At 48.7% G+C, this 17,992-nt stretch carries 14 protein-coding genes; all 14 read right to left on the reverse strand.

The features are described from left to right. Positions 1-5: 5 nt before the first annotated feature. The 14 genes from MUU47_RS10275 to cpsG all read right to left on the reverse strand — a co-directional run bounded on the left by MUU47_RS10275 (position 6) and on the right by cpsG (position 17,878). Positions 6-2,594, reverse strand: coding sequence for a methyltransferase domain-containing protein (locus tag MUU47_RS10275; protein WP_258988098.1), 2,589 nt, complete (start codon positions 2,592-2,594; stop codon positions 6-8). Then, positions 2,594-3,817: an ABC transporter ATP-binding protein gene (locus MUU47_RS10280; RefSeq protein ID WP_258988099.1), complete on the reverse strand. Its 1,224-nt coding sequence runs from the start codon at positions 3,815-3,817 to the stop codon at positions 2,594-2,596. The genes MUU47_RS10275 and MUU47_RS10280 overlap by 1 nt, the downstream gene beginning before the upstream one ends. After that, positions 3,807-4,583 (reverse strand): ABC transporter permease, encoded by a 777-nt coding sequence (locus MUU47_RS10285; RefSeq protein WP_258988100.1) that lies wholly within the window; start codon positions 4,581-4,583, stop codon positions 3,807-3,809. The genes MUU47_RS10280 and MUU47_RS10285 overlap by 11 nt, the downstream gene beginning before the upstream one ends. A gap of 8 nt (positions 4,584-4,591) precedes the next feature. Continuing rightward, positions 4,592-5,143 (reverse strand): dTDP-4-dehydrorhamnose 3,5-epimerase, encoded by a 552-nt coding sequence (gene rfbC / locus MUU47_RS10290; RefSeq protein ID WP_258988101.1) that lies wholly within the window; start codon positions 5,141-5,143, stop codon positions 4,592-4,594. A gap of 5 nt (positions 5,144-5,148) precedes the next feature. Next, the gene (rfbD, locus tag MUU47_RS10295; RefSeq protein ID WP_258988102.1) at positions 5,149-6,030 is read right to left on the reverse strand and encodes a dTDP-4-dehydrorhamnose reductase; all 882 of its coding nucleotides are present in this window, start codon (positions 6,028-6,030) and stop codon (positions 5,149-5,151) included. Then, positions 6,030-6,908 carry a glucose-1-phosphate thymidylyltransferase RfbA gene (gene rfbA, locus MUU47_RS10300; protein WP_258988103.1) on the reverse strand — a complete coding sequence of 293 codons (879 nt, stop codon included), beginning with the start codon at positions 6,906-6,908 and terminating at the stop codon, positions 6,030-6,032. The genes rfbD and rfbA overlap by 1 nt, the downstream gene beginning before the upstream one ends. Positions 6,909-6,910: 2 nt before the next feature. Beyond that, positions 6,911-7,990, reverse strand: coding sequence for a dTDP-glucose 4,6-dehydratase (gene rfbB, locus MUU47_RS10305; RefSeq protein ID WP_258988104.1), 1,080 nt, complete (start codon positions 7,988-7,990; stop codon positions 6,911-6,913). Positions 7,991-8,365: 375 nt separating this feature from the next. After that, positions 8,366-9,259 carry a UTP--glucose-1-phosphate uridylyltransferase GalF gene (galF, locus tag MUU47_RS10310; RefSeq protein ID WP_258988105.1) on the reverse strand — a complete coding sequence of 298 codons (894 nt, stop codon included), beginning with the start codon at positions 9,257-9,259 and terminating at the stop codon, positions 8,366-8,368. Between the two features lie 146 nt (positions 9,260-9,405). Next, positions 9,406-10,809 carry a colanic acid biosynthesis protein WcaM gene (wcaM, locus tag MUU47_RS10315; protein ID WP_258988106.1) on the reverse strand — a complete coding sequence of 468 codons (1,404 nt, stop codon included), beginning with the start codon at positions 10,807-10,809 and terminating at the stop codon, positions 9,406-9,408. A gap of 11 nt (positions 10,810-10,820) precedes the next feature. Continuing rightward, the gene (wcaL, locus tag MUU47_RS10320) at positions 10,821-12,041 is read right to left on the reverse strand and encodes a colanic acid biosynthesis glycosyltransferase WcaL (protein WP_258988108.1); all 1,221 of its coding nucleotides are present in this window, start codon (positions 12,039-12,041) and stop codon (positions 10,821-10,823) included. Then, a complete protein-coding gene (gene wcaK / locus MUU47_RS10325; RefSeq protein WP_159775556.1) occupies positions 12,038-13,318 on the reverse strand; it encodes a colanic acid biosynthesis pyruvyl transferase WcaK in 1,281 nt (426 codons plus the stop codon). Before wcaK ends, wcaL begins: the two co-directional genes overlap by 4 nt. Before the next feature lie 134 nt (positions 13,319-13,452). Further along, positions 13,453-14,931 carry a colanic acid undecaprenyl disphosphate flippase WzxC gene (wzxC, locus tag MUU47_RS10330; protein WP_258988110.1) on the reverse strand — a complete coding sequence of 493 codons (1,479 nt, stop codon included), beginning with the start codon at positions 14,929-14,931 and terminating at the stop codon, positions 13,453-13,455. Positions 14,932-14,940: 9 nt separating this feature from the next. After that, entirely contained in the window at positions 14,941-16,335 is a 1,395-nt protein-coding gene (gene wcaJ, locus MUU47_RS10335) for an undecaprenyl-phosphate glucose phosphotransferase (protein WP_258988111.1), read from the reverse strand. Between the two features lie 172 nt (positions 16,336-16,507). Beyond that, positions 16,508-17,878 carry a colanic acid biosynthesis phosphomannomutase CpsG gene (gene cpsG, locus MUU47_RS10340; RefSeq protein ID WP_258988112.1) on the reverse strand — a complete coding sequence of 457 codons (1,371 nt, stop codon included), beginning with the start codon at positions 17,876-17,878 and terminating at the stop codon, positions 16,508-16,510. Positions 17,879-17,992: the final 114 nt, after the last annotated feature.

Here is a 17,992-nt window from a genome sequence, read left to right on the forward strand (position 1 = left end):
TTCAATCAATTCCTATTACCTTTCAAGAAACCACACAACCGCTGGAACACATTTCGCTTTTGTTGAGCAGCAGCGATGTATTGCGCTATTTTTTCTTCATACTCTTGAACCCTCAAATTCAGTGACTGTGCCCACTCGGAAATCTCCATTGCGTTTTTCTCAGTTACTTTAAGGGTTTCGATCCACTTCTCATAACCTAAAATAGAATTCTGCAGCACTCTATTCTGGAAGCGATTGACCAGAATCTCCCGTTCCTTGAAGTAAGATCCGCTGTCAAAAAAGTAGGCTGAACTATTTTTCTGTACGGATTTTTTTAACAAAAATCGGCGAATATGAAATTCTGCATTAAAGAATTTATTTTCAGCGAAGAAATATTGATGATAAGTAAGATAAACAAATTTTACTAATGCAGTATCATCACTTCCATGGCCTACCAGAGTATCAAACTCTTCGTTTTTAATACCTTTCTCTGCTTCAACAACCAATTCTGGAACTGCATAAGGCGCAGTGCCAAAAGCAAATACTTTCTTACCCGCAACTAGGGCTTCAAATCCTAAGGATGAGTTGATTGTGAATACGGCATCAGCAAAGGCAATTAACTCCTGCGTGCTATAGTGTTCAGAAATGACGGATACACTCCCTGCATTTATTGTACATTGACTTTGCGCAGGATGTTTTTTAATAATAAACTGGAGATTGTCTTGGGAGTAGGTTAAACACTCATCGATAAATTGCTGCATAGATTCAAATTTAGAGCCTGCAACAATATTTGAATCATCCTCAACTTGAAGTGCAATCAGGATCGTTTTCTTATCTGCAAGTCCAAGTTGGGCACGAATCTCATTTTTACGCTCTTCAGTAATACTGTAGTTACTTTTTACCTTACCAAGCGTTAATCGCGCGATGGTTAACTCATTTTCTGATAGTTTGAAATCCTCAAACTCTTTCCAGAAACTCTTCAAAGTACTAGTGCTATTTACACCTTCCGAGTCGCTGTAATAAATGACTGGGTTTGGTGCTCGAGACAACCCAAGTTCATTGAAGAAGACTGTAATGTTATTGCCATTACAATAGGCTTTAAGCAGCCCATCATAATTCCAGCAAAATACCATTTCAGGTGTCAGTTCATTAAGCGCTTGCGCAATAAAGCCACTGTGTTGTTGGTCAGTCTTGCCATTCAAAACGCGTTTCCAACGCTCAAACCACTGACTATCATCATAAGCAATATTGTAGTCTGATGGTGAAACACACGTCCATCCATCGGCACGAATGATATTGGCAAGTTCGTTTGTTGCGATAAAAGCCACGTCCCAGTTTTGTTCAACAAAAGACTCAGCTAACTTTTTATAGCGATCATAAATACACTGGAACGTTAATGTATCATTCCTAATCACAAAAGGTAATAAATAAAAGACAACTTTATTGCGAACAATATTTTGAGTAACAATCGAATCAGCCGGTTTCACAATAGAATGAGGTAGGACGTCTTTTTTAACAACACTATTGGCGCCAATAACACAATCGTCACCAATATTGACACCTTCCAGAATTGAAACATTACTGCCAATCCACACATTCGAGCCGATAGTCACTTTTTTAAATGACATCCCTTGCTCACCTATTGGAATATTATCTTTAAAATGATGAGAAGAGGAAGTAATAACCGTATTAGCACCAATCAGTGTATTATCACCAATATAAATTCCACCGGTTGTATTTAACCAACAATTATAACCAATAACTGATTTTTTACCGAGGTAGAGTTTCCCTTGGTTATGCGATTCGATAACCGTGTTTTCTCGAATCTCAGCTCCATCCATTACATTATATAAACCGTCCTCAAACGACGGTTTAAACAATACAGATCCGGCTACGCTTGCTGATTCTGAAATGAAAGACTGTTCTGTTATTTTATTCATTAGTATAGTCTCTTTATCTTTAATCAGTAAGTCCAAGTCTTCGATAGTTTCGTTTTTAGGATATTTACATACTGCAACAACGAATCCCCAGAAAATATTATCATCAATGCGATAGAATTTGTCCTGATCCTGCAGATAGACATCAACCTGATAAAAATAGTGGTTCAAGACCCGCCGAAGGTCATCGCTTGTGTATTCAAGTACGTGGAAGCTGTTAAGCGGGTTTTCTCTACTAGTTTCTCTTACCGGTGTAGAAACCACAAACTGACCATCATCTTTGAGCACTTTCATAAAACCATCAAGTAAGATCCGAGGATCCGGGACGTGCTCAAGGGTTTCAAGACAAACTACTGTATCAACTTTATGTAAAGCATTGGATATTTCGCGAATATCTCCACATACATACTTTAATTTTTCAGATTTATATTTGGATGTCGCAAAATCAACTGCATTTTGATCAATATCGACTCCTGTCACATCATTACAAAAATCTTTTAGTATGTCACTGCCGTAGCCACTACCACATGCACAATCCAACACTGACATTTCTGAAGTCAATTGTTTCGCAGCGAAATAATATCGAGATTCATGTCTTTCGATGTTTTGTGCATCATAAGCATTCTGCTCAATATCCAGATTCTCATCGGAAGAAAAATAGAGTCTTTCAGTTGCCATTAATTAAAGTCCTCTTGTCTAAGCAACACTGGCTCCATATGTATAAATCCGATTGTCTTTGTCTTTCCAACAACACTCAGTAATTTCATGCCCCAACGGTGATCATGTTCGTTATATTGGCCATCTGCAAGCATATCAATAAGCCCAGCATTAACTGTATACGAGCCAGGACTTAGATTGTTTGGAACCTGCACCGTGATTTTACGTTTCCCAATTTCTGGTTTTATATCTATGCCGATCACTTTACTATTGAAGCCCCATACATCAATACCTGATGTATTCCGCAGCGTCATTGTGAAAACTGGATTTTCAAACGTAGTTTCAAGGTCTAGCACGATTGAAAGGGATATTGGCTGGTTCACAGAGACATCAGAGATATCCTCAGCCTCATCTGTTGAGATAATCACGTCTGTAATTTTCCCACCACCGAGGCCAAATCGATACTCTGAGCGCAATGCCACTTGGCTTTTAAGCCACTGTATTTCCCTCGTTTTCATCAATTCCTGATAGGAGTTGACTACCACATCAGGTTGATCATCTAGAATAATACAGCCTTTATCTATGAGAATTGCGCGGTCACATGTATTTCTCACAGCAGTAAGATCATGAGATACAAAAAGGACTGTACCACCTTGCTTCTGGAACTGTTCAAATGCTCGGTGGCATTTTGTTTGGAAAAGATAGTCGCCAACCGACAGCGCTTCGTCCACGATTAGAATATCGGGATTAACATTGATTGCTACAGAAAATGCCAGTCGAACAAACATCCCGCTGGAATACGTTTTAACAGGTCGATGAATAAAGTCACCTATCTCGGCAAAGTCACAGATCGCACCAATTCTGTCCTGTGTCACACTACGATCAATACCCAGCAAAGAAGCGTATAGATAGATATTTTCAATACCGGTAAACTCTGGGTTAAAGCCCGCCCCCAGTTCAAGTAACGCAGCAACTTTACCTTTAACTTCAATAGTACCGTGTGTTGGCTGCAATGTGCCGGCAATCATCTGGAGAATAGTTGATTTCCCCGCACCATTGGCACCGACGATACCAACCCGTTCACCTTTTTGGATGCTGAATGAAATATTATTAACTGCGATAAATTTACTCGAGCCTGCCCCAGGTTTTTTTTTCAGCAGGTTATACACATTATGAAAAGGAGATCGATACTGATGGAATTCTTTCGTTAAATTTTCAATATTAACAATATAATCAGACGACATCTGCAAACCCTCTGCTTAATCTTTTAAACATCCATCGCCCAAGCACAAACAATGTGATTGCGATTACAAAATAGATTGCATAACTGAGTAATGAGAACGTCTCTATATTAAATGCAATCGCACGAAAGTCTATAATAATCAGAGAGATAGGATTTAAATACACTATCGCTTTTATTATTTCAGGAAAAACGCTTAGAGGAAAAAGAATAGGACTGATGAACAATAACATTGTTGATGCCAGATTCACTATATGTGAAATATCTCTAATATATGTCCCCAAAGCACTAAAAACATAAGATAACCCGAGGGTCAGAATGATGAATGGCGGTAACACTAACGCCATAGCCAATATAGCACGTACTAAACTTTCACCAGAAAAAAGAACAGCAATAAGCAGCAGAACTGCCCCAATCATCAGATTGAATAGCTGGGCTAAAAAGTTAGAAATGACCAACACTTCAAGTGGGAATACCACTTTTTTAACATAATTGGCATTACCACTAACCAACTGACTGCTTGTCATTAATAGTTCGATGATGAAAAAATGAAAAATCAAACCAGAAAACAAAATAACCGGATAACTGGCAAGGGAGCCACCACCCCATTTTGTTTTAAATGCAAAACCGAAGACTAACGTATAAACGGCCAGCAGAAAGAGTGGGTTAAGTAAGCTCCAGAATACACCTAGCGTCGACCCTTTATATCTTGAATAGATATTACGCTTGGCAATCTGCAGCACAAGTTCGTTATGAGTACTGAGTTTCATTTCTATCCTCAAAATGCCATGAATTTTTTAAACGACACACCTTTCATATCTTTATCAGACATTAGTAATTGCGCTCCCACTTCGATTGGCCAAGTGATATTCAGATCGGAATCATTCCAGATGATGGAATGCTCAGCCTTGGGATTATAATAATCAGTACATTTATAAATAAATTCTGCACTTTCAGACAAAACATAGAAGCCGTGCGCAAATCCTTCCGGGATCCACAATTGGCGCTTGTTTTCAGCTGACAACTCAACACCAACCCACTCTCCACATGTTGGTGAGCCTTTGCGAATATCAACGGCTACATCGAACACAGCACCAACGCCAACACGAACAAGTTTCCCTTGCGTGTTTTCACTTTGGTAGTGTAATCCACGAAGGATCCCTTTTTTAGATTTTGAGTGGTTGTCCTGAACAAAAATTGTTTTTTTACCGGTAACCCGCTCTTCAAAAAGGTTTTGATTCCACGTTTCCATAAAAAAACCGCGCTCATCACCAAAGACTACTGGCTCAATGATTTTTACTTCAGCAATATTTGTATCAATAATTTTCATTTACATCAGCTCTTATAAGCTTTAATAGAATTTAATGCTTGCATCCAGTCGCTTGGTGTTATTCCATAACATTTTGTAATGCGTTGAGTATCAAGTCTGGAATTTGCAGGTCGACTAGCAGGGGTCGGATAATCAGCTGTTGTTATACGATTAACTACAGGTAACTTCTGAATTACGCCATACTCAAGTGCTTTGCTGAATATTTCCTCAGCGAATTCGCACCAGCTAACATGAGGTAAACCAGCGAAATGATAAATGCCGTATTCCTTTTTTTGCTCTCTGAACACACCATTTGCAATTTTAATAATCGAATCAGCTATATCGCCTGCATAAGTCGGACCGCCAATCTGATCCGCTACAATACGCAACTCTGAGTGAGTTTGTGCAAGGCGGAGCACTGTTTTGACAAAATTATTACCATGTTCACCAAATACCCATGCGGTGCGAATAATAATATGTCGCCGGCACGCCAATGCCACATTTTTTTCGCCTTCCAGCTTTGTCTTACCATAGACAGATGTTGGTCCGGTAACATCGCTCTCGTGGTAATTTCCCTCTTTATCTCCAGGGAAAACATAATCTGTAGAGATATGAATTAGCAGTGCACCATGTCTATCAGCAGCCTCTGCCAGATTTTTCGGACCAAGGCAATTTATTGCATAAGCAAATTCTTGCTCAGTTTCTGCTTTGTCCACTGCGGTGTAAGCTGCAGCATTGATGACCACATCAGGTTTAAAGTCAGACACAGCTTGCATGACGGCTTGCGAGTCTACGATATCCAGTTCGTTCTTATCGACAGCAAGCAACTCAACTGCCGTCAGTGCAGATAATTTTTGAGCAAGTAAATACCCTACCTGTCCATTGGCCCCTGTTACGAGAACTTTCATTATTTCCTTCCGGAATCTGCAACCAGATTAATCAAATATCTACCGTAATCATTTTTCTGCATAGACAAACCGTAGCTTTTCACTTGTTCCGAATTCAGCCAACCGTTGCGCCATGCAATCTCTTCCAGACACGCAATTTTGAGTCCCTGAACATTTTCAATAGTTTGAACAAAAGATGATGCTTCATGTAGGCTTTCATGTGTGCCGGTATCCAACCATGCAAATCCACGGCCTAACAGCTCAACATGAAGTGAACCATCTTGAAGGTACATTTCATTAATTGACGTTATTTCTAATTCACCTCGCGATGAAGGTTTAACTTTTTTCGCAAAATCAACAACTCGATTGTCATAAAAATACAAACCAGTTACAGCATAGTTTGATTTAGGTTTAACAGGTTTCTCTTCGATTGAAACAGCACGCATTTCCCCGTCAAATTCAACTACACCAAACCGCTCTGGGTCTTTAACTTGATATCCGAATACTGTTGCACCATCGTTTCGTTTTGCGGCCTCGGCTAATGATCGGCTAAATGATTGGCCATAAAAAATATTATCACCTAATACTAAGCAAACGTTATCATTATCAATGAACTCTTCACCGATAAGAAATGCTTGGGCAAGACCATCTGGGCTAGGTTGTATCGCATACTGTAAATTGACACCAAAATGACTGCCATCACCGAGTAGCCGTTTAAAGCTATCAATATCTTCACCAGTGGTAATTACTAAGATATCTTTTATCCCTGTTAACATTAATGTAGATAGTGGATAATAGATCATTGGCTTATCATAAATCGGTAATAGCTGCTTTGAAATACTACGTGTAATTGGATATAAACGAGTTCCGGACCCACCAGCAAGAATAATACCTTTCATGATTATTCATTCCCTCTAGTACAAGTATTTCCCACATTAACCAGATCCTGAATATGTTCCCACCAATTCTGATTATTCATATACCACATTATTGTTTTACGAATCCCGCTATCAAACGTTTCCAGTGGTTTCCATCCTAATTCGTGGCTAATTTTACCAGCATCAATTGCATAGCGACGATCATGTCCGGCGCGGTCTGATACGTAAGTAATCTGATCACGGTATGATCCATTTTTAGGTACAATTTCATCCAACAGATCACAGATAATGTAAACTACATCTAAATTTTTCTTCTCGTTATGACCACCGATGTTATACGTCTCTCCCGGTTTGCCTTGGGTAACGACGGTATACAGTGCACGCGCATGATCTTCCACATATAGCCAGTCACGGATCTGGTCACCTTTGCCATAGATTGGCAGAGGCTTCCCGTCTAGTGCATTCAGAATCACCAACGGGATCAGTTTTTCCGGGAAGTGATACGGACCGTAATTGTTTGAGCAATTGGTCACAATAGTCGGCATGCCATAGGTTCGCAGCCATGCCCGAACCAGATGATCACTTGATGCTTTAGATGCTGAGTAAGGGCTACTCGGTGCATAAGCCGTGGTTTCGGTAAACAGAGGCAGTTCGTCACCTTGCCCGATTTCATCCGGATGAGGGAGGTCACCATAGACTTCATCGGTCGAAATATGGTGGAAGCGGAACGCTGCTTTTTTAGAGGGCTCCAGTTCAGACCAATATTTACGCGATGCCTCCAGCAGCACATAAGTGCCTACAATATTGGTTTCGATAAATGCCGCTGGACCGGTGATAGAACGATCGACATGGCTTTCAGCGGCAAGATGCATCACTGCATCCGGCTGATGCTTGGCAAAAATATTGGCCATCGCAGTTGCATCGCAAATATCAGCTTGCTCAAAGCAGTAACGATTACTTTTTTCAATATCAGCAAGCGATTCGAGATTACCTGCATAGGTCAATTTATCAATGTTGACCACTGCATCCTGAGTATTATGAATAATATGTCGGACGACCGCAGATCCAATAAAACCTGCACCACCCGTGACCAGAATTTTCACGTTATCTTTCCGCTCTTGTGCTAGTTGACTCATTTTGAAGTAAAAATATGTCATGAACGTTGGCGTTTCCAGCTTAAAAACGCACGCTACCGCCCCTGGCTCAATAGCTACCAGTGCACTGTACACGACAATCAGTATGTTATCAGGCTCGGCGCTTAATGACGCTTATTGCCTATCAATCGAATCTATTATTGTGATCTGAAAATCGTGTCAAAACAAGGAAAAATCCCAGTTAACTGTTACAAAAACAAGCGCACACTATTAATTTTAGTCATTGATTTTAAACGAAAAAAACGGCAGTGATGTTATGTGTGCGCAAAATACGCATCATAACCTCCCCTGCCGTTTAGTCTTGAGTTACATTTCTTCGGTGAATCAGTCCACCAGCAACTTCTTAATGCTCTCTCTGAACTTCGCACCTTCATTCAGATTGCGCAGCCCATACTTGACAAAAGCCTGCATGTAGCCCATTTTCTTGCCGCAGTCGTAGCTGTCGCCAGTCATCAGCACTGCATCAACAGACTGCTTTTTCGCCAGTTCGGCGATGGCGTCGGTCAACTGTACGCGGCCCCATGCGCCTGGTTCAGTTTTTTCCAGTTCGGCCCAGACATCTGCGGACAGGACATAACGGCCCACGGCCATTAAGTCGGAATCCATGACCTGTGGTTCATCCGGTTTCTCAACGAAGTCGACGATACGGCTGATTTTTCCTGGAACTTCCAGCGCCTCTTTAGTCTTAATGACAGAGTATTCACGCAGATCGCCTTCCATGTGTTTTGCCAGCACCTGGCTACGGCCGGTTTCATTGAAACGCGCCACCATTGCAGCGAGGTTGTAGCGCATTGGATCGGCGGTCGCATTGTCCAGCACGATATCCGGCAGTACCACCACAAACGGGTTGTCACCGACAATCGGGCGAGCACAAAGGATAGAGTGGCCCAGACCCAGCGGCTGTGCCTGACGCACATTCATGATGGTCACGCCCGGCGGACAAATGGCCTGCACTTCAGCCAGCAGCTGACGCTTAACGCGCTGCTCAAGTAGTGACTCAAGTTCGTACGAGGTGTCGAAGTGGTTTTCTACCGCATTTTTAGACGCGTGAGTGACCAGAACGATTTCTTTGATCCCTGCAGCAACAATCTCGTCGACAATGTACTGAATCATTGGCTTATCGACGATCGGTAGCATTTCTTTCGGAATGGCTTTCGTGGCAGGAAGCATGTGCATCCCGAGGCCAGCTACCGGAATAACTGCTTTCAAATTAATCATTATCATGTCCACCTGTGAATGGTTGGAGAATTATAGCCAGTCAGAATGTTTTATCCAGCATGTTTTTTTGATGATACCCGGCAATATTTGATAAAACCTCGGGGTTAATCCGATAGTTGCGGCAATATCCCAGGAATCGTCGTATTTTATTTCCCCGGTAGTCTAAAATTTATCCCGGTGGCGTTGACGGTGTGCTGATCCACCCGGTCGATGTCCACCGAGCCCTGCCCTTTTTCATTCACCGCCTTTATGTTTGCCAAAGACAGCAACGTGTCCTGGCGGGCCATAAACTTGCCGCGAACGTCCTTACGCAGGTCAAAATTCATCGACAGCGCCGGGCCACGCCCGGCATCCTGCATCACGTTGATATTGCGCATAAACAGGTGCTGGGGTTTGTTGTGCAGCTCCAGCGAGGCGCGTTTGAGGTCGAGGTTCGTTATCGCCACGAACGACTGCGCATTGCCGGATGAAATCTGGATCCCGCGCAGCTTGTAAGCCAGCGCGGTATTGTCCATACGAATATCATTGAGCTTGAAGTTCTGCGGGATTGACTTGTAACTGCCTTTGATGACGCCGTAGCCGATCAGCATGCCTGCGCTATTTTCCATCGTGACATTATCAATAATGAAATTATCACAGCCGTAAATTGCCACCGTGGCATTATCAATTCCCGCCTTCTTACTGAACTCCGGGGTAATATTTTTGGCTTTCACATTCCGAATAATGAAGTGTTTGCCGTTCTCGACGTGAACCAGCTGTCGACAGTTGCTGCCGGTGATGTTGGCGACGACAAAATTCTTAACCGCCTGATCTTCCGGATAGTCGTTGTCGTACGTGCTTCCCGCCAGACCAATGCCAATACCCCAGAAGGGTTTGCCGTTGGTGCAGTTAATGTTGTCGATAACGTGGTCAGAAATCAGGATGTTTTTATCGTTGATCGCCACGTTCCACTCGATGGCGTCACCCTGCAGGTCGGTGAAGTGGCTATTGGTTATCTTCACGCCGTCAAACTGGTTATGGAAACCCTGGCGCAGAATGCCGTAGTTAGCTTTGGTTATCACAATGTTGTCGATGAGCAGGTTACGCATGGTGCGCTTGTCTTTGCCGCCGATGTAAATCTGCGCCACTGGCCCGTAGCCGCTCAACGTCACGCCCTGAATCACGCAGTCAGAGCCGCGTACATCGAGGCAAATGTTATTCAGGCTGCCCTTTTTACCGATGATTTTGCAGCCGTCCTGTAACGCGAATCGCCCACGGCCATTGCCCTTCAGCGACCCGCCAACCTGCAGCGTTTTCCCCGCAGGGATGATGATCCCGGTATTGATGTTTTCGCATATCACGCCCTCCGGCACTTCAACTACATCGCTGTCTTTGAAGGCATCGTTGAAGGCACGGATCCAGTCATTGCCGGGGTTGTAATTGCGGATATCAGCGGCATCGTTACGCCCCAGCGCAAAGGCTGCGGGGCTATTGATGAGGGGCAGTGCGGCCAGTGCGGAGCTGGCCCCAAGGAAGGAGCGTCGTGTCAGGCTAAAATTTTTGTCCGTCATGCATCCTCTTTTTACAGCGTCTGCAGCAGGCTGGCTAACTGTTGATTAATCACCTGCTGGTTGAATTCAGTTTCGACTTTTGTCCGCGCTTTGGCGACGACCGGCTGCAACGCCTGTTGGTCGAAAGCGTCGAACGCGCTGAGTCGGTCGGCCAGGGATGCTGCGTCATTCTCAGGCACCAGCCAGCCGGACTCTCCGGCATCAATGAGCTCCGGAATCCCACTGTGAACGGTAGACACCACCGGAATGCCCACCGCCATCGCTTCCATCAGCGCGACCGGAATGCCTTCCATATCGCCATCGGCCCCGGTGACGGACGGCAGCAGAAACACGTCGGCCTCATCCAGCATCGCCTTCACCTCATGGCTCGGCTTGAAGCCCGGCATCTCAATCACGTCCTCGAGCTGATACTGCTCGATGAGCGTGCGCAGGCGACGTTCCCACGGACCAATGCCGAGAATGCGATAGTGGAAGCGCACGCCGCGCTGCTTGAGCTGACGGCAGGCTTCGATCGCCACGTGCAGCCCTTTCTTCTCGGTCAGACGCGCAACCGAGATAATTTGCAGCGTCTCATCCGGCGCTTTTACCGGACGCAGAGCAAAGCGGTCCATGTTGACGCCCATTCTCGACACCACAATTTTATCCGCCGGGCAGCCCATGCCCTTCAGGCGTTCGGCCCACAGGTCGCTTATCGGCAACATCAAATCCCCCCGACGGAACAGCTGCTGGTATTCAGGGGTGTAATGGGTGAGCACATCCCGGCTCGAGACGTCTATGCCGTGGAACACGGTCGCAATTTTGCCGCGTAGCACGCCGAGCTCACGCAGTTTGGCGGCGGTTACGCCCGCCGGGCCAAAGTGGGCGATAAACACATCGGCGCTGAACGGCGCGGTATTTTGCGCCGTGATGGAAGAAAGGATCAGGTTCCGCGCCTCGTCACCGTAGCGGCTGGTGTTCAGCGCCTGCCACGTGGCCCCGCGATGCAAGCCTTTCAGGGTGTTGAGCGCGCGATAACGCAGTTTGGCCAGTTTGCCCACCGGCTCATCCTGCAACCAGCGGGTTTTCTGCGCCAGACCGTAGCGGGTGTAAGCCTCATGGGTATTGGTCATATCGCCCTTCAGCAGCGCGATAATTTCCACTTCATAGCCCATTTCGATAAACGCGACGATCTGATTTAAAACGAAGGTTTCTGACGACAGCGGAAATTTTAACAGGAAGAAACCAACCTTCATTTCCCCTCCCCGATGCGGTCGAGAACGGATTTCACCATCGCGATGCCGTTCTGGCGTTCGGCTTTAACCGCCACGCGCAGGCGTTCATTGATCGCCGGAAGCTGACCGAGGGTGTCCGCCACCATCGCACTGAGGCTACCGTCCAGCAGATGACGAATATCGATGGCCATTTCCGGCATCCCGAGCTGCTGCATGATCCCGGCGGATTTGTGTTCGTAGTTGATGGCAATCGCCGGGGTATCGAAGTTCATCGAAATAATCGCGGAGTGCAGTCGCGTGCCGACGGTCAAATCACAGGCGCCGAGGATTTTGCCCATTTCCAGATCGTTAAGTTCATCCATCACCACGTGATAGCGCGACGGGTCGCTGATGTGTTTGTGCAGGTTCAGCGCCACCATGCGGTCGTCTTTGTTGTAGCTGTCGATCCCGGTACAGGTTGAGAGCGCAACCACCTGATAACCGGCGTCAATAATGCGGTTTACCACCCCGGCAAAGGCTTCTTCGTACGCCTGCTGAGTTGTGCCCAGGCGCTTATCAAACGGCGTCAGCTCACGCAGGGTGACGGCCACCGTTTTTTGCTGACCAATTTTGTTCAGCCAGTGTTCCACGGCATAGCTGGCGGTGTAATCCTCGTCGTGATGATCGACCAGCCAGGCGGTATCAACGCCTTGCTCCACTTTGGCGGTGGTAATTTCACTGCGCTGCATCAGATTCAGGCTGACGGATTCACGCAGGATCAGCGCGTCACACTGACCGAAAACGTAGTTCGCCAGCTGGTTAAACTGCGGATCCTGGAACGGGCCGACGCTGTGGCCAATCATGTACAACGGCTTTTTCGCCATAAAGGTACAGAGCGCGTGTTCGAACTGCGGGGCGCCGTACAGGTCCACGAAGAACGAGCCGCCAACCTGAATAATCGCATCGTAATTGCTGAGCAGACGGACAAAATCGGTAAAGCCCTGAGCGATGGCGATGTTGCGTAGTTTGCCGCTGTCGGTCACGCGGGAAAGCAGGACCTGGTGCTGATAGCGACGACGCAGAACTTTTTTGACGCGCCCCATCACGCCCGCCGCGCTGTTGTGCTGTTTCATCTGCGTATAAAGCGGATCGCCCATCACCGGGCGGTTGAGCAGCCAGGAAGAACTCACCGGGTAGCGGCTCATGACATCCACTTCGGCGTCTGGATTCAGGGTGTTAATGGCGTCCAGCAGGCCGCGCAAAATGGCGCTGTCGCCACGGTTGCCACAGGTGTGGTTGCCAAGGATCAATAATTTCATGTGTGACCTCTTAATCGGGGTTCTTAATCCATCGGGTGCGGCCTGATGCCCTCACCCCGGTCCTCCCAAGGAAAGGGAGAAACAATATTGTGTAGGCCCGGCAAGCACAGCGCCGCCGGGCAAAAGCGTCATCGCTAACCCGCCCGCAGCAGCACTTTCATTTTTTCGCTGCGGCACAGCTGGCGCTTCATTTCCACCACCAGCGGATGGCGCGAAAACAGAATCATCAGGGCGAACGCCAGCGCACCGGCGCCAATCTGAATCACCAGCAGCAGCGGCAGCGATAACGCACCCTTCAGCGCCACGCCGAGGCCATAGCTCACCGCCAGCGTCGGCAGCGACAGGTAAAACGGCAGCCATAAACTCAGGATGTACTGACGATAGCTCGAGCCCAGCACCGGTTTGATCATCACGAAGTAGCTCAGAACGGTATTCACCACCTGCACCAGCAGGAAGCCGAGCGTCACGCCGAGCGCGCCCGCCATGTGGCCGCCGACAATAATCGCCGGGATGAACAGGAAGGTTTTGAACACGTTGAATTTAAAGCTGATATCCACGCGGGCTTTTGCCATCAGCAGGGAACCAATCGGGTTGCCGACCGAGCGCAGTAAACCCACCACGCACAACAGTTGCAGGACAGGCACAATGCTGACCCACTTCTCACCGAACACCAGCGGTACCACGTTGTTGCTGACCACCATCAGGCCCAGCAGTACCGGGAAGTTGATGATACCGACAACCGACAGCAGCTTGTAAAAGTTGACGCGCAGCTTGGCGGTGTCGTCCTGAATCTTGGCGAACGCCGGGAACAGCACACGGGTGATAATCGGGTTGAGCTTCATCGGCGGCACTACCGCGACGTTGTAGGCCAGGTTATAGCCGCCCGCCACGCTCGCGCCGAGAATACGCGCCAGCACCAATGTAGACAGGTTGGTATTGACGTAGTTGATGATGCTGTCGGCAGTCAGCCATGCGCCAAAGCGCAGGTTCGACGAAACGGATGCCAGCGAGAAATGCAGCCCCGGACGGTAAATCCGGCGGCCAAACCAGCCGAACAGCAGCGTACGCACGGCGCTGTTCACCAGGTAACCGAGAATGGCGGTCATCGCCAGCGGCCAGAAATGGGCGCTAACCACCGTGAAAGTGAAACCAGCCAGCACGGCGGAGGTTTCAATCATGCCAATCTTGCTGAATTCGAGCTCTTTTTGCATCAGCGCGCGGAACTGCTGCCCGTGCGGGATAACCACAAAGGCAAACGACAGCGTGCGCATCAGCGGCGCCAGATCCCGGTTATGCAACACCTCGGCAATCACGCCGCTCAGGGAAAACACCAGCGCAAACACTGCGATCCCCAACCCGACGTTCAGCCAGTAAAGCGTGGTCAGTTCGAGATGGCTGATTTCTTTGCGCTGAATAATGGAGTTGGCGATGCCGAAATCCGACAGCGTATCCGCCAGGGCGATGATCACCAGCGAGACGGTGAGCAGGCCAAACTGGTGATTATCGATGATTCGCGCCAGCACGGTCATCTGCACCAGTCCCAGACCGATGATGACCACCGTGGCCATGGCGGACCATTTCGCGCCGCTGATGGTTTTCTCTCTCAGGCTCATGTCACTCCCTCAATATGCTGCTTTGTTGACAAAGCCTTTGAAAATCGTCAGGAAAACGATACGGATATCGAACCACAGGCTCCATTCACGGATGTATTCCAGGTCGAACTCGATACGTTTTTCCATTTTTTCCAGGGTGTCGGTTTCCCCGCGCCAGCCGTTAATCTGCGCCCAGCCGGTAATGCCCGGTTTGACCTTGTGGCGCAGCATGTAGCCTTCAATCAGCTGACGATACTGTTCGTTATGCGCCACCGCGTGCGGACGCGGGCCGACAATCGACATCCCGCCGGTCAGCACATTGATGAACTGCGGCAGTTCGTCGAGAGAGGTGCGGCGCAGGAAGTTACCGACCCGGGTGACGCGCGGATCGTTCTGCGTGGCCTGGGTCACCACCGCGTCGTTTTCCATCACGCGCATTGAACGGAATTTCCACACTTTGATCGCCTTGCCGTCCATGCCGTAGCGGGTCTGGCGGAAGATAACCGGGCCCGGCGACGTGATTTTGACCGCCAGCGCGATACAGGCCAGCACCGGGGAAATCAACAGCAGGATAATCGTCGCCAGCACAATGTCTTCCACCCGTTTAATCACCCGGTTGAGGCCGGACAGCGGCGTGTCATACAGCGGCACCACCGGCACGCCGTTCACTTCGTCGATGCGGGAATGCAGAATGTTGAAGGTGAACACGTCAGGAATGAGGATCACTGAACAAGTGGTGTCAGCCAGCTCGCGCACCAGGTCTTTAATGCAGGCTTCGTCTTGCATGGTCAGCGCGATGTAGACGTTATGAATTTTTCCCGCGCGGGCATCTTCCAGCAGCTGCTGATAGTTGCCCGCCCAGTCGGCATTCACGCCACCCGGTTTCGGATCGTGATAGCTGCCCACCACGTCAAAACCCAGCCACGGCTGGTTGCGGAAGCTATCCAGCAGCACCTGCCCCGCAGGCATATCACCCGCGACGGCCACCTGACGAATGTTATAGCCGCGGTTACGCAGCCAGCCCACGCCGAAGCGGATAAACGCCCGGCACGCCACCATCCCGCAGGTGCTCAGCAAATACCAGGCCAGCCACACAGCCAGGCTGTTATTGAAATCATCATTGAAGGCCAGCACACCGGCACAGAGGATCAGCGCCAGGGTCCAGTTTTGCAGGAGTAACAGCAGCTCGGTGGTCATGCGCACGCCGCGCCACGAGCGGTAAAAATCAGTCATACCGCCAATCATCTGAAACGCCACCAGGGTGACCAGCGCCATCATCAGATGCATGTAGGAAAACGGCAATGCTGCGCCTTTACAGACCACCCACAGCCCACCAAACATAATGGTAATGTCGGAGAATCGCTGCACCATTGAAATTAACGATGCATTGGTTTTGGCTCGCTCGCGCTTTCTTAGAGTCGTCATCGTTGTTCCTGTTAAAAGTGTCCATCTCTGTATGAGAGAAGGTCTGAATACACAAAATCATTCGCGTTGCATCGCGGCGGCAAGCCTGAGGATCCCCGGGAGCAGAGATAACTCTGTGACCGGGGTCCGAGGACGCAGCCAACAAAGAGGCAGCGTGAAGAATGATGTGTATTTATTGGTTCAGCAGCGCCAGAATGTCCCTTGTTTTGGCTTCCATCAGCGTCGTATCTCCGCGCGACTCGACGTTCAGGCGCACCACCGGTTCGGTGTTGGACGAGCGCAGGTTGAAACGCCAGTCTTCGAACGCCAGGCTGATGCCGTCGGTGCGGTCAATTTCCAGCGCGTGCTGCGCGAAATGCTGCTCCACGCGAGCAATGGCGCTAACCGGTTCGGCCAGCGTGCTGTTGATTTCGCCGCTCGCCGGGAAGGCCGCCATGCGGTCACGCACCAGTTCGCCGAGGGTTTTGCCCTTCAGACACAGCAGCTCAGTCACCAGCAGCCACGGGATCATCCCGCTGTCACAGTAGGCAAAATCGCGGAAGTAATGATGGGCGCTCATTTCGCCGCCGTAGATGGCGTCTTCCTGGCGCATACGTTCTTTGATGAACGCGTGTCCGGTTTTCGACATCACCGGCGTGCCGCCCGCCAGATTCACCACGTCGACGGTGTTCCAGGAGAGGCGCGGGTCGTGAATGATGCGCTCGCCAGGCTGCTTTTCGAGGAACGCTTCCGCCAGCAGGCCGACGATGTAGTAGCCCTCGATAAACTGCCCGTTTTCGTCGAACAGGAAGCAGCGGTCGAAATCACCGTCAAAGGCGATGCCCATGTCCGCGTCGTGTTCGATAACCGCGTTGCGGGTATCATCGCGACACTCCGGCAGCAGCGGGTTCGGAATACCGTTCGGGAAATTGCCGTCCGGGGTGTTGTGGACTTTGATGAACGTCACCGGCAGGTTCAGGGCCTGGAAGCGGGCTTCCAGGGCGTCAATCACCGGGCCAGCCGCGCCGTTACCGGAGTTGATCACCAGTTTCAGCGGCTTGAGGTTCGCCGTATCGATGTAGCCCATCAGATGGTCGATATAGGCTTTTTGCAGGTCGATTTTCTGATAGCTGCCGCGTTTAGATTCAACCACCGGTGGGAAGTCGTTGGCCTCTGCCAGGCGCTGCACGTCGCGCAGGCCGGTGTCGCCACTGATAGGGCGCGCGCCTTCACGCACCAGCTTCATGCCGTTGTAATCCATCGGGTTATGGCTGGCGGTGACTTCGATACCGCCGTCCACGCCGAGGTGGAAGGTAGCGAAATAGATTTCTTCGGTCCCGGACAGACCGATATCCAGCACGTCGACGCCCGCATCGCGCAGGCCTTTCGCCAGCGCCATTTTCAGCGTTTCGCTGGTGAGACGCACATCGCCGCCGAGTACGATGGTTTTCGGTTTCAGGAATTCGCCGTACGCGCGACCGATGCGCCAGGCGATGTCTTCGTTCAGCTCTTCACCCAGCTTGCCGCGAATATCGTAGGCTTTAAAACAGGTTAATGTGGTCATGTTTTTACCCTTTTCAGGCAACAGTTAGCCCTCTCCAGTACGGAGAAAATTATTTAGTAAAATGTATAACCATTAGATTTCGCGTTGCAGGAAGGCGGCAACTGCGTACATCGC

Origin of the sequence: Scandinavium hiltneri (assembly GCF_024764835.1) — a bacterium.
Lineage (GTDB): Bacteria > Pseudomonadota > Gammaproteobacteria > Enterobacterales > Enterobacteriaceae > Scandinavium > Scandinavium hiltneri.